Consider the following 13,060-nt stretch of genomic DNA (forward strand, 5'->3'; position numbering starts at 1 on the left):
CAGGACGCGCGCTCAGAGCTCCCCGGTGGCCGATCGGCGGTGTCGTGGGCCCGCGCGCTCAGAGCTCGTCCGTGGCCGATCGGCGGCTGCTGCGGACCGTGTCGCCGGGCTTGCGGTCGGGAACCGGCGGCGGGGTGCCGCCGAACTCCGGGCACAGCGCCTGGTGGTCGCACCAGTCGCACAACCGGCTCCTGCGCGCCCGCCACTCGCCGGACTGCAGGGACCGCTCGATGGCCGCCCACAACGCCATGACCTTGCGCTCGGTGGCCAGCAGGTCGGCCTCGTCGGGCGCGTAGCGCAGCACCTCGCCCTTGCCCCCCAGGTAGACCAGCTGCAGCAGCCGCGGCACCTGCCCGCGCAGCCGCCACAGCACCAGGGCGTAGAACTTCATCTGAAATAACGCCTTGGCCTCGAAATCGGGCCCCGGCGCGCTGCCCGTCTTGTAGTCGACCACCCTGACCTCGCCGGTGGGCGCCACGTCGAGCCGGTCGACGTAGCCCCGCAGCATGAGCCCGCCGTCGAGCACCGCCTCGACGTAGAGCTCCCGCTCGGCGGGCTCCAGCCGCGTCGGATCCTCCAGCGTGAAATAGCGCTCCAGCATGCCGCGCGCCTGCGCCAGCCACTCGCCCTGCTCGGCCTCGTCGGCGAACATCTCGCCGTATTGCGGGTCGTCGTCGAGCAGCCGCCGCCACTGCGGCTCCAGCAGCTCAAGCGCCGCGCTCACCGAACGCCGCGGCGCCGGCAGGTCGTAGAGGCGCTCGAGGACGGCGTGCACCACCGTGCCCCGCACCGCCGCCTGCGACGGCTTCTCGGGCAGCTGGTCGATTACCCGGAAACGGTAGAGCAGCGGACATGTCATGAAATCGCCCGCCCGGGACGGGGAGAGAGCTCCGATGATCGCCGGCTCGGTCAAGGTCATGCACCGCACTCTAGGTCAAGAGCCCGACAGAATAACGCCCGCGGAACGAGGATCACCTGATCCGGCGCGTAGCATCAAGGCAGCAACAGCACGTGCCGACGGGAAATCCGCGACACGGACCGTCGCCCGGCCCTCCGGCCGGGCGCGGCGACGGATGCCCCGGCGGCGAGGATGTCAAGGAGTGCGGTGAGCGAGCAGAGCCCGCGACAGGAGTTCTCCGGCCTTCGGATGGGAAAGCCGTTCGGCATTCCGGTTTACGTCTCGTGGACATGGTTCATCGTGGCGGCCTTCATCACCATGCTCGTCGGGCCGAGAATGCAGATCATGCTGCCCGAGCTGAACAGCACGGCCGCGTACGCCGTCGCGTTCGTGTTCGCGGTGCTGCTGTACGTCTCGGTGCTGCTGCACGAGCTCGCGCACAGCGTGCTGGCCAAGGCCTACGGCCTGCCGGTGCGGCGGATCACCCTCTACTTCCTCGGCGGCGTGTCGGAGATCGAGAAGGAGCCGCCGACGCCGGGCAAGGAGTTCCTGGTGGCCGCCGCGGGCCCCGCGCTCTCGCTCGGCCTGGGCGGGCTCGGGCTGGCCGCCGACATCTACGTGATCAACGACGGCGGCATCCCCGAGGCGCTCGTCTGGCAGCTGTGGGTGGCCAACCTCATCGTCGGCGTGTTCAACCTGCTGCCCGGGCTGCCCCTCGACGGCGGCAGGATGTTGCGCGCCGGCGTCTGGAAGCTCACCAAGAACCCCGGCTCCGGCACCATCGTCGCCGCGTGGGGCGGCCGGGTGCTGGCCGTGCTCCTCGTCGTCGTGCCGGTCGCGACGGCGCTGTCCGACGGGCGCGAGCTCGATCTCACCGACCTGCTGTGGCCGATCGTGCTGGCCATGTTCATCTGGCTCGGCGCCAGCCAGTCGCTGCGCGTGGCCAAGATCCGGGCCAGGATCCCGCAGGTCAACGCCCGCACCCTCGCGCGAAGGGCCGTTCCCGTGGTCGCCGAGACGCCGCTGGCCGAGGCGCTGCGGCAGGCGGGCGAACGCCGGGCGGGGGCCATCGTCGTGGTCGACCACGACGGCAAACCCGTCGCCATCGTCAGCGAGGCCGCCGTCCAGGCCACGCCCGAGCACCGCCGCCCCTGGGTGAACGTCGCCTCCCTCGCCAAGTCGCTCGAGCCCGACATGGTGCTGGCCGCCGACCTGGAGGGTGAGCCCCTCATCGACGCCATGCGCGAGGCGCCGGGCAGCGAATATCTGCTCGTGGAGCACGGCGGCGAGATCTACGGCGTGCTGGCCACGGCCGACGTGAACCGGGTCTTCTCCGGCGTCTGATTTGTCCCACTCGTTTAAGCGGCAGCCCCCGGCTAGGGTCGTGTCCAGCAGTTTCGGGGTGGGCCGGAGCCGACTCTGGCGATTTCTGCGATGTGACGACTGGCCGATAGTGTGCTGGTTGGCCAGACTTGCACAGTTGAGGGGTTTGCCGCGGTCGACCGGTTCACCGAATCGAGACGAGGTGGCCGCGACGTGGCCTCGTCGTCGGGGTACGTATGGCTGGTGACCAGCACGGCAGTGCGGGTGCCGTAACACCGCCGGCTTCCGGGGAGGAGAGTTGAGTGACCGAGCGCAGCGAGGGCACCAATGAGCGCAGCACGGTCGGCATGAGGGAGGACTCATGACCGGCCAAGGCTTCGGAGTGGTGCGTCCGCTTCCTGGAAATGGGCTGGTCGCCTACGAGGGCGGGCTGCTGCTCGTGTGCGACGCCGGCGAGTCCGCGGCCGACGACCTGCTCGAGGCGCTGCGCGCGACGGCGTCGTCCGGCGGGGACGGCCGGGCGCTGGCCCGGCGCGCCGCCCAGGTGCTCGCGGCCAACATGGCCGGCGACCCGGCCACCTGCGCGGTGGCGGGCTCCGTCGGCGACGGCGTGGCGGTCCTGGTCAGCGGCTCCGCGGCGGCCACCATCGCCACCCCGGCAGGCGAGACGCGGCTGGCCGGGAGCGACTCCCTGACGTGGGCCGACCGGCTCGTCACCGGCACCGTCGAGCGCGTCGAGCTGAGCCTGCCCGGCGCCGGCAGCCCGCACCCCGCGGTCCGGTTCGACGGCGGCGTCGTGCACGGCGGCGGTCTGGTGGGCGACTTCTCCGAGCAGCCCTCGGCACCCGCCGTGTCCAGGCCGCTCACCAGCGAGATGCCCGCCACCGGCCTCCACGTCGAGCCCGACCTCATCCAGCCGCCCCCGCAGCAGCCCGTCGAGCGCCCTCCCTACCCGCTGGCCGACCAGCCGCCGGCCGCCTCCGGCCCGCAGCCGGGCCCCCACTCGGGTCCGCAGCCGGTCGAGCAGCCGTCCTACCTGACGCCCCCTGACCAGCCCTCCTACGGCCCGCCGCAGGACCAGCCCCCTTACGGGCCGCCCCCGGAGCAACATCCCCCTTACGGCCCGCCGCAGGACCAGCCCCCCTACGGCCCGCCCCACGAGCAGCAGTCACCCTACGGCCCGCCGCAGGAGCAGCCGCCGCCCCTGCCCGAGCCGCAGCAGCAGTTCCCCTCCTTCGACGAGCCCGCGCACTCGGGCAACGGCGAGCAGCAGGCCCAGCAGCACATGGGGCCGCCCGACCACTATGACCAGCCCGGTCCGGCCGGGCCCGGCCCGCAGGAGCACTACGACCAGCCCGGCCCGCCCCAGCAGCAGGATCAGCAGGCCGACCACGGCGACCGGCCGCTGGTCTACGGGGTCGACTGCAAGAACGACCACTTCAACGACCCCCGCGTGCCCTACTGCGCCGTCTGCGGCATCGCCCTGGTCCAGCGCACCCTCGTCCCCTACAAAGGGCCGCGTCCCCCGCTCGGGGTCCTCGTCCTCGACGACGGCACGGCGCTGCCCCTGGAGGCCGACTACCTCCTCGGCCGTGACCCTGAGCGCGCGCCCGAGGTGGCCGGCGGCAGCGCGAGGCCGGCCAAGGTGACCAGCCCCGACGGCTCGGTCTCGCGCCGCCACCTGCGCGTGGCGCTGGACGGCTGGGACGTCAACCTGGTGGATCTCGGTTCGGTCAACGGCACGCAGATCCAGCCGCCCGGCGACCCCAACTTCTACGACATCCCGCCCAACGAGCCGGTCACCATCGCCCCGGGCACGACCGTCCGGGTGGGCGTGTCCCGCACGCTCCGCTTCGAGGCCCACAGGGGCTGACACCGCGCCGCCTGACGCTCGCGCCCTCGCCGGGGCGCGAGCGTTCTCGCACAAGGGCCGTACGCCATCCGGAGGGCGGCCTTCGGCGCGAAACGACACCACGTGTGGCTTGCCCCGAACGGGCGGAATCCGGGGTGCGGACGACGGGATCGGCGGCCACGCCGGGGATCCCGGCCGCGGAGCACACAATTCAGAGAGCCATATCCCGAGAAATCGTCAGTCTGGATAAGAGCCGCGAAATAGGCGAAGGATCTTCATGAGTGACGGGCCGGAGAACCCGCCGGGGCAGGTTTTCCCGCCTCATTCGGGCCCGCTACAGGTCGTCCGCAACCCCGGATTCCGACCGCGCGAAAGCGGGCCCACCCCTCGCTAGACGGGACGGAAGGACCGCACTCCGCGCAACATGCGCACCGCGGCCTCCAGGCCCCCGGCGGCCTCCAGCGCCCGCCCCGCCGCCGCGGCGAACCGGCTCACCAGGTGCTCGTCACCGTCGCTGAACCCGCGCCCCGCCACCCACAGGTGCGTGGAGTCCCGCGTCGCCATCGGCACGGGCATGGACAGGAAACCCGGCTCGCCCACCGACACGTCGCGCGCCAGCCGTACCGTCGCCTGCGACGCCACGAGCTCCTTCATCACCCCCGACTCCGCCAGCCACCGCCGCACGCTCAGCGGATCGCCTGGCGGCGTGTGCACGTGGATCGAGCACGCGTGCCGGCGCAGCACGTCCACCCGGACGAATCCGGCGTTCCCGGTGCCCGCGACGGCCGCGGCGGTACGTGCGAGCCGGTCGATCAGGTTCACCGCCTCCAGGCAGGAGAACACGGCGATGAGCTCGCGCATGGCGACGTCGGCACGGTCGTATGGCATCGCGGCGCCCCTCGGGGGGAGAGGGTGAGATCGCGTACCCCGATCGCGCGACCTTACGTGCGGGTGCCCCGACTATCGTCCTGGACGGCGCCCTTGACCAGACCTCAACAGGAAATCAGGATTTCCGGCCCGCGGGCTCGTCCTGCCGCAGGCGCGCCCACGCCACGTCGTCGGCCCAGGTGCCGTCCGGCTGCGGGAACAGCTCACGGTGCACGCCCTCCCGGCTGAACCCCGCCCGCTCCAGCACCGCCTGCGAGGCCGTGTTGCCCGCCTCGGTGCCCGCCACGATCCGGTGCAGGGGCGTGCCGGCGAACGCCCAGTCGACCAGCAGCCGCACCGCCCGCGTCATGAGCCCCTTGCCCCGGTGCGGCGGCACCAGCGAGTAGCCGATCATCGCCTGCCCGAGCGCCGGGACCACCTGCGTCAGCTGCAGGTGCCCCGCGAACGCCCGCGAGGCCGCGTCCCTGACCGCCAGCTCGACGCGCTGCCCCGACGCCCACCAGTAGCCGGTGTAGCGGCAGCGCCGCTCGTTGTCCTCCAGCGTGGCCGGCGGCCCCACGGAGTAGACCGCCACGCTCGGCTCGGCCATCATCCGGTGGAAGTCCTTGGCGTCCTCGGCGGCCAGCGGCTCCAGCGCCACGACTCCGTCGGTCAGCTCCCCGCCCTCGAAGAACGGAAGGTACGGCTCCGCCACAGCCACGGCGTCGCCAGCCAGCCGGCCGAACGTGACGACATCGGCGTACCGGCCGTCGCGCACCTGCTTGGCGTCCCGCCTGCGCCCCTCCTCGCGGAAACCCGCTTTGTACGCCACGCGCAGGCTCGCCACGTTCTCCACCTCGGCCTGCAGCTCGACCCGGCGCACCCCGTGGTCGAAGAGCCAGTCGGTGACCGCCCTGGCCGCCGTGGCCGCGACGTTCTTGCCCCGGGCCCACGGGGCCACCAGGTAGCCGATCTCGGTCACGCCCCAGCGGTCCGGCGGCCCGACGCCGATGGAGCCGGCGTAGCGGCCGTTCTCGGTGATCGAGAACTCCGCCCCGCCGTCCCGCCACCTGTCCGCGGACCTGCCGAGGTAGTCGAGCGCGTCGCCGGCCCCGTACGGCGACGGCAGGAGCGGCAGGAATCTGGCTGACACCGGGTCGTCGCAGGTCGTGACGATCGCTTCGGCGTCGGACTCCACGGGTGGCCGCAGGATGAGGGAGCCGGTGGAGATCACGTCGTGCGGGAGCATCATCCATACTTATCGTGCGTCCTGACCCGCTCGAAAGCCCTATAACCTTGCCGCCATGGGTTTCCGCAGGCATGGGCCTTTCCAGGCGGGGGATCAGGTGCAGCTCACCGACCCCAAGAACAAGCGCCACACGATCACGCTCAAGGAGGACGGCGTCTTCCACACCCACAAGGGCGCCATCCCGCACAGTGATCTGATCGGGCAGCCTGAAGGTTCCGTCGTGCGTTCCTCGGGCGGCACCGCCTACCTCGCCTTCCGCCACCTGCTGCAGGACTACACGCTGGCCATGCCGCGTGGCGCGGCCGTCATCTACCCGAAAGACGCCTCCATGATCGTCGGCATGGCCGACATCTTCCCCGGCGCCCGGGTCATCGAGGCGGGTGTCGGCTCCGGCGCGCTGACCTGCTTCCTGCTGCGCGCGGTCGGCCCGGAGGGGCACGTCACGTCCTACGAGCGGCGCCAGGAGTTCGCCGACGTGGCGCGCAAGAACGTGGAGAAGTTCTACGGCGGTCCCATGGAGGGCAACTGGCGCCTGGTCACCGGCGACCTGGTGTCGTCGATCGACGAGGTCGACGTCGACCGCGTCATCCTCGACATGCTCGCTCCCTGGGAGTGCGTCGACGCGGTCGCCAAGGCGCTGACGCCTGGGGGTGTGATCTGCTGTTACGTGGCCACGACGACCCAGCTGTCCAAGACGGTCGAGGTCATTCGCGATCATGGGTGTTTCACGGAGCCGCATGCGTGGGAGACCCTGGTTCGCGACTGGCACGTCGAAGGACTCGCGGTGAGACCGGATCATCGGATGATCGGCCACACCGGGTTCCTCGTCACCGCCCGCCGCATGGCCGACGGCGTGACTCCGCCGCCGCGCCGTCGACGACCGAAGGGGACGACCGAAGAACTATGACAATTTGGCCACGAGGGTGCGTTGGTGCGTGACACGGGAACAGATGACCGTGTTCATATGCTGGGAGTATTAAACGCACTATTGGGGATTAATCGCCGAATACTGATTGTCACACGACGAACACTGCCCGGCCAGGTTACGGAGGGGCCCGAGATAGGTAAGGTCCTTAGTAGTCGCCCTCGACTGGGAAGGAGGTGACGGGGCGTGGCAGCTCGCGATGATGCTGAGGCTCGAGCCGCGCAGCGCGAACGGGAGGTCGCTGATCTTTCAACACAGGTCTCCTTCCTCCAGGAGGAGATCACCGCGCTGAGGCGGAAGCTGGCCGAGTCACCCCGTCAGGCCAGAGTCCTCGAAGAGCGTCTCCATGAGGCACAGGCCAATCTGGCGGCCGTGACCGGCCAGAACGAACGCCTGGTGGCCACACTCAAGGAGGCCAGGGACCAGATCGTCGCCCTCAAGGAGGAGGTCGACCGGCTGGCGCAGCCGCCATCCGGCTTCGGCACCTTCCTGGAGGCCCGAGAAGACGGCACGATCGAGGTGTTCACCGGAGGTCGCAAGCTCCGGGTGAACGTCAGCCCCGCCGTCGACGTCGCTTCGCTGCGGCGTGGCCAGGAGGTCATGCTCAACGAGGCGCTCAACGTGGTCGAAGCCCTCGGCTACGAAGAGGTCGGCGAGATCGTGATGCTCAAAGAACTGCTCGACGAGGGAAAGCGGGCCCTGGTCATCTCGCACGCCGACGAAGAGCGCGTCGTGCGACTGGCCGAGTCGCTGGTCGGCCAGCCCATCAGGGCGGGCGACTCGCTCCTGCTCGAACCTCGCTCCGGCTACGTCTACGAGCGCATACCCAAGTCCGAAGTCGAAGAGCTCGTGCTCGAAGAGGTCCCCGACATCTCCTACGAGGAGATCGGCGGTCTCATGCGGCAGATCGAGCAGATCAGGGACGCGATCGAGCTGCCCTACCTGCACGCCGACCTGTTCCGCGAGCACAAACTCCGTCCCCCGAAGGGCGTGCTGCTGTACGGCCCGCCCGGTTGCGGCAAGACGCTCATCGCCAAGGCCGTCGCCAACTCCCTGGCCAAGCAGGTCGCGGAGAAGACCGGCCAGTCCGGCAAGAGCTTCTTTCTCAACATCAAGGGCCCGGAGCTGCTCAACAAGTACGTCGGTGAGACCGAGCGGCACATCCGCCTCGTCTTCCAGCGAGCCCGCGAGAAGGCCTCAGAGGGCACCCCGGTGATCGTGTTCTTCGACGAGATGGACTCGATCTTCCGCACCCGAGGCTCGGGCGTGTCCTCCGACGTCGAGAACACCATCGTCCCTCAGCTGCTGTCGGAGATCGACGGCGTCGAGGGGCTCGAGAACGTCATCGTCATCGGCGCCTCCAACCGCGAGGACATGATCGACCCGGCGATCCTGCGGCCCGGCCGCCTGGACGTCAAGATCAAGATCGAGCGGCCGGACGCCGAGGCGGCCAAGGACATCTTCTCGAAATACCTCATCTCTGACCTGCCTCTGCATCCCGACGACCTGACGGAGCACTCCGGCTCCCGTGAGGCCACCATCCAGGGCATGATCCAGAGCGTCGTCGAGCGCATGTACACCGAGAGCGAGGAGAACCGCTTCCTCGAGGTGACCTACGCCAACGGCGACAAGGAGGTCCTCTACTTCAAGGACTTCAACTCCGGCGCGATGATCCAGAACATCGTCGACCGGGGCAAGAAGATGGCCATCAAGCAGTTCCTCGAATCCGGCCAGAAGGGCCTGCGGGTGCAGCACCTGCTCACGGCCTGCGTGGACGAGTTCTCCGAGAACGAAGACCTGCCCAACACCACCAACCCCGACGACTGGGCCCGCATCTCCGGCAAGAAGGGCGAGCGGATCGTCTACATCCGCACGCTCGTCTCCGGCAAGCAGGGCACCGAAGCCGGCCGGTCCATCGACACCGTCGCCAACACCGGCCAGTACCTGTAACACCCCTTGATCGGGAGGGCCGCGCGGGAGACCGCGCGGCCCTCCCGCGTCTGCGGACCCGGTCGCCGGCCGCATCGGTGGCGGGTCGCCCGCCGGGGAAGGCACCGGCCGCGCCTAGCATGGCGATCATGGAGTACCTGAACCCCGGTCGCGGCCCGTACACCGCGCAGGACCGCGAGCTCATCGGAGTCGAGCACGCCCGCCAGGCCCGCGCCCGCTTCGCCGGGCACCGCGGCTACCGGCCCACGCCCGTCCACACCCTGCGCGGGTTCGCGGGTACGTACGCCGTGCACATCAAGGACGAGAGCCTGCGCATGGGTCTGGGCAGCTTCAAGGCGCTCGGCGGCGCCTACGCCGTGCGCCTGATGGCCGAACGCGAGCCAGGAGGCCCGCCCTTCGTGTGCGCCAGCGCCGGCAACCACGGCATCTCCGTCGCCGCAGGAGCCGCGGAGGCAGGCGTGCCGTGCGTGGTCTACCTGAGCGAGGACGTGCCCCAGGCGTTCGAGCGGCGGCTGCGCGCCCTCGGCGCGGAGGTGCGGCGCAGCGGCCGGCATTACGACGACAGCATGGCCGCGGCGCTCCGCACGGCCGAGGAGCAGGGGTGGCGGCTGGTCTCCGACAGTTCGTGGGAGGGCTACACCGCCGTCCCGCTCGACGTCATGCGCGGCTACACGGTCCTGTTCGACGAACTGTCCGGCCTCGGCGAGCTCTCTTCCGCGGCTGAGCCCGCCGGAGACGGCCCGGACGAGGGCCCCGGCGCGCCCACGCACGTGTTCGTGCAGGCCGGGGTAGGCGGGCTGGCCGCGGCGGCGGCCGGATACGTACGGGACCGCTGGGGCGAGCAGCCCAAAGTGATCGTCGTCGAGCCCGAGGGCGCGCCCTGCCTGCTCGAAAGCGCCCGCGCCGGCACGTCCGTCCGGATCAGAGGCGGACATACCACGCTCGGCCGGCTCGACTGCCTCGAACCCTCCCTTATCGCCCATCATCTCCTGTCCCACCTCGCCGACCTCTACATGACGATCACCGACGAGGAGGCGGACGCCGCGGTCCGGCTCCTGTCCGGGCACGGCGTGGCCCTGTCGCCGTGCGGAGCCGCCGGAGCCGCCGGGCTGCTCGAACTGAGCGGCGACTCCCGGCGTGCGCTCGGCGTCGACGAGCGCTCACGCGTGTTGCTCGTGGGAACAGAGGGACCGGTGGAACCAAAATGATCGACATCTACGTCAAAGGGGCGTGCATTCACCCAACCGGCCGAAGCATGTCCGGGGGGACGGCCGGTTGGCCGAGCTCGACCTCCTGCGATTCATCGCCGCCCTCGCCGTCGTCGCCTTCCACTATCTGGTCGCGTACGCCTCCGTCTGGGGGGACAGGCCCGCCGAGCTGTTCCCGGCGCTGGCGCCCATCGCGGGGTTAGGCATCCTCGGCGTGGAGCTGTTCTTCATCATCAGCGGGTTCGTCATCCTGATGACCGTCTGGGGCCGAGGGCTCGGCGGCTTCGCCCGGTCCCGGTTCGTGCGTCTCTATCCCGCGTACTGGCTCAGCCTCGGCGCGGTCGCCGCCCTCTACGCGATCACCGGCGCCAAGGCGCTCAACCCAAAACTTTCACCAGGCGAATACCTGGTGAACGCCACCATGCTCCAGCGGCTGTTCAAGGTCACCGACGCCAGCGGCGTCTACTGGTCGCTCTGGGCGGAGCTCCGCTTCTACCTGCTGATGGCCGTCCTTGTGATCATCGGCGTGACGTACCGGCGCGTGCTGGTCTTCGCGGGCGTCTGGCTGGTCGCCGCGCTCGGCGCGGAACTGCTCGGCAACGACCTGCTCGACGAGATCGTCATGCCGCGGTACGCCCCCTATTTCGTGGCCGGCATGTCCCTGTACCTCATCCACAAGCACGGCAGCGCCTGGCTGCCCTGGTTGTACGTGGCCGGCGGGTACGGCCTGTCGATCAACGCCGCGCTCGGCCGTGTGCACAGCCGGGTCGAGGCCGCGGGCTTCAAGAACATGCCCGTCACCGACGTCAGCGTCATCATCACCATCACCCTGATCTTCACCGTGATGGCCCTGGTCGCCCTCGGCCTGCTCAGGCTGAAGTCGTCGAGGACGCTCACCGCGCTCGGTGGGGTCACGTACCCGCTTTACCTGTTCCATGGCGTGGTCGCGGTGGCCCTCATCCCCGTGCTCGTCGAGGACCTGCCCCCTTGGGCGGTCGCCGTCACCGCGACGCTGGTCGCGATTCTGCTGTCCTATCTTGTCCATGCCTTTGCGGAACGTCCTATCCAGCGACTTCTCAAGCCGCGCAGGGCACCGCAAAGCACGTCAGCTCCTGCCGTACAGGTTGAAAAGACGTCGGTGCCATAACCTTGTGGCCTTGGGGCACTGTGAAGGGCATAGGCTCGGGCATATAAACGGCGGATAGACAGACCCGGACGAACAGAGGGTGTTGCATGACGGTGCGTCGGGTGATGGGCATTGAGACCGAGTACGGCATCTCCGTACCTGGTCAGCCAGGCGCCAACGCGATGGTGACCTCCTCGCAGGTCGTGAACGCCTACCTGGCCGCCTCGGCGGCCCGCGCGCGCAGGGCACGGTGGGATTTCGAGGAGGAGAACCCGCTGCGCGACGCGCGCGGGTTCGACCTTGCCCGGGAGGTGGCCGACCCCACCCAGCTCACCGACGAGGACCTCGGCCTCGCCAACGTCATCCTCACCAACGGCGCCCGGCTCTACGTCGACCACGCCCACCCCGAGTACAGCGCGCCCGAGTGCACCAACCCTCGGGCCGCCGTCATCTGGGACAAAGCGGGCGAGCGAGTCATGTACGACGCGGCAACCCGAGCCTCTGCCATCCCCTCCAACGCCCCCATCCAGCTCTACAAGAACAACACCGACGCCAAAGGCGCCTCCTACGGTTGCCACGAGAACTACCTGATGCGGCGCGCCACCCCCTTCGCCGACATCGTCCGGCACCTCACTCCTTTCTTCGTCTCTCGTCAGGTCGTCGTCGGCGCCGGCAAGGTCGGCATCGGCCAGGACTCCCGCGGCGAAGGGTTCCAGATCAGCCAGCGGGCCGACTTCTTCGAGGTCGAGGTCGGGCTCGAGACCACGCTCAAGCGGCCCATCATCAACACCCGTGACGAACCGCACGCCGACCCCGAGAAATACCGCAGGCTGCACGTCATCATCGGCGACGCCAACATGTCGGAGATCTCGACCTATCTCAAGCTCGGGTCCACCGCACTCGTCCTCGCCATGATCGAGGACGGCTTCCTCACCCGTGACCTCGCCGTCGACAACCCCGTGCAGGCGCTGCGGGCCGTGTCCCACGACCCCGCCTGCCGCTACGAGATCCCCATGCGCGACGGGCGCAAGCTCACCGCCATCCAGCTCCAGATGGAATATCTCGAGCAGGCCCGCAAATACGTCGAGGAACGCGGCACCGCCCACGACGAGATGAACAAGGACATCCTCGACCGCTGGGAGTCCGTGCTCACCCGCCTCGCGGAAGATCCGATGCAGCTCGCCCGCGAGCTCGACTGGGTCGCCAAGCTCGAACTCCTCGAGGGCTATCGCAGCCGTGACGGCCTGGCCTGGTCGCACCCCCGGCTCCAGCTCGTCGACCTGCAATATTCCGACATCCGCCCCGACCGGGGCCTCTACAACCGCCTCGTCGCCCGCGGACGCATGCAGCGCCTGGTCAGCGAGGAAGAGGTCCAGCGTGCCGTCGAACACCCGCCCACCGACACCCGCGCCTACTTCCGCGGCCGTTGCCTGAGCCAGTACAGCGAGGCCGTCGCCGCGGCCTCCTGGGACTCCGTCATCTTCGACATCCCCGGCAGGGAGTCACTGCAGCGCGTGCCGACCCTTGAGCCGCTGCGCGGCACCAAGGCCCATGTCGGAGAGCTCTTCGATCGCTGCCGCACCGCCGCCGACCTGGTGGCCGCGCTCACCGGCGGCGACTGACCACCCGCTGGTGGCCGCGTCCACGGCGGCGGCCGACCAC

The 13,060-nt window shown here is 69.8% G+C and carries 10 protein-coding genes; 7 read left to right on the forward strand and 3 right to left on the reverse strand.

Going from position 1 to position 13,060, the window contains the following annotated elements; genetic code table 11:
- Positions 1 to 58: 58 nt before the first annotated feature.
- Entirely contained in the window at positions 59 to 919 is an 861-nt protein-coding gene (locus ACZ6SA_RS35760; protein WP_347644608.1) for a RecB family exonuclease, read from the reverse strand.
- 186 nt (positions 920 to 1,105) lie between these two features.
- On the opposite strand from ACZ6SA_RS35760, the gene ACZ6SA_RS35765 reads away from it, so the two are divergent.
- Entirely contained in the window at positions 1,106 to 2,242 is a 1,137-nt protein-coding gene (locus ACZ6SA_RS35765; RefSeq protein WP_347644607.1) for a site-2 protease family protein, read from the forward strand.
- A 340-nt stretch (positions 2,243 to 2,582) separates the two neighbouring features.
- On the forward strand, positions 2,583 to 4,094 hold the full coding sequence (locus ACZ6SA_RS35770) for an FHA domain-containing protein (protein WP_347644606.1): 1,512 nt from the start codon (positions 2,583 to 2,585) through the stop codon (positions 4,092 to 4,094).
- 369 nt (positions 4,095 to 4,463) lie between these two features.
- On the opposite strand, the gene ACZ6SA_RS35775 is transcribed toward ACZ6SA_RS35770, so the two are convergent.
- Both ACZ6SA_RS35775 and ACZ6SA_RS35780 read right to left on the reverse strand, forming a co-directional pair.
- Complete coding sequence (locus ACZ6SA_RS35775; protein ID WP_443153270.1) at positions 4,464 to 4,961, reverse strand: hypothetical protein; 498 nt, start codon at positions 4,959 to 4,961, stop codon at positions 4,464 to 4,466.
- Positions 4,962 to 5,076: 115 nt separating this feature from the next.
- Positions 5,077 to 6,192, reverse strand: coding sequence for a GNAT family N-acetyltransferase (locus tag ACZ6SA_RS35780; RefSeq protein WP_465833187.1), 1,116 nt, complete (start codon positions 6,190 to 6,192; stop codon positions 5,077 to 5,079).
- A 52-nt stretch (positions 6,193 to 6,244) separates the two neighbouring features.
- Here ACZ6SA_RS35780 and ACZ6SA_RS35785 point away from each other — a divergent pair, with 52 nt between their 5' ends.
- The 5 genes from ACZ6SA_RS35785 to dop all read left to right on the forward strand — a co-directional run bounded on the left by ACZ6SA_RS35785 (position 6,245) and on the right by dop (position 13,020).
- Entirely contained in the window at positions 6,245 to 7,096 is an 852-nt protein-coding gene (locus ACZ6SA_RS35785) for a tRNA (adenine-N1)-methyltransferase (protein ID WP_347644603.1), read from the forward strand.
- A gap of 204 nt (positions 7,097 to 7,300) precedes the next feature.
- Positions 7,301 to 9,064: a proteasome ATPase gene (gene arc / locus ACZ6SA_RS35790; RefSeq protein WP_132514529.1), complete on the forward strand. Its 1,764-nt coding sequence runs from the start codon at positions 7,301 to 7,303 to the stop codon at positions 9,062 to 9,064.
- 128 nt (positions 9,065 to 9,192) lie between these two features.
- Positions 9,193 to 10,272, forward strand: coding sequence for a pyridoxal-phosphate dependent enzyme (locus ACZ6SA_RS35795; RefSeq protein WP_465833190.1), 1,080 nt, complete (start codon positions 9,193 to 9,195; stop codon positions 10,270 to 10,272).
- Positions 10,273 to 10,339: 67 nt separating this feature from the next.
- Complete coding sequence (locus ACZ6SA_RS35800) at positions 10,340 to 11,419, forward strand: acyltransferase family protein (RefSeq protein ID WP_443153273.1); 1,080 nt, start codon at positions 10,340 to 10,342, stop codon at positions 11,417 to 11,419.
- An 86-nt stretch (positions 11,420 to 11,505) separates the two neighbouring features.
- The gene (gene dop, locus ACZ6SA_RS35805; RefSeq protein WP_347644600.1) at positions 11,506 to 13,020 is read left to right on the forward strand and encodes a depupylase/deamidase Dop; all 1,515 of its coding nucleotides are present in this window, start codon (positions 11,506 to 11,508) and stop codon (positions 13,018 to 13,020) included.
- The last annotated feature ends 40 nt before the right edge of the window (positions 13,021 to 13,060 follow it).

The sequence above is a fragment of the Nonomuraea sp. NPDC049378 genome, from assembly GCF_055586745.1.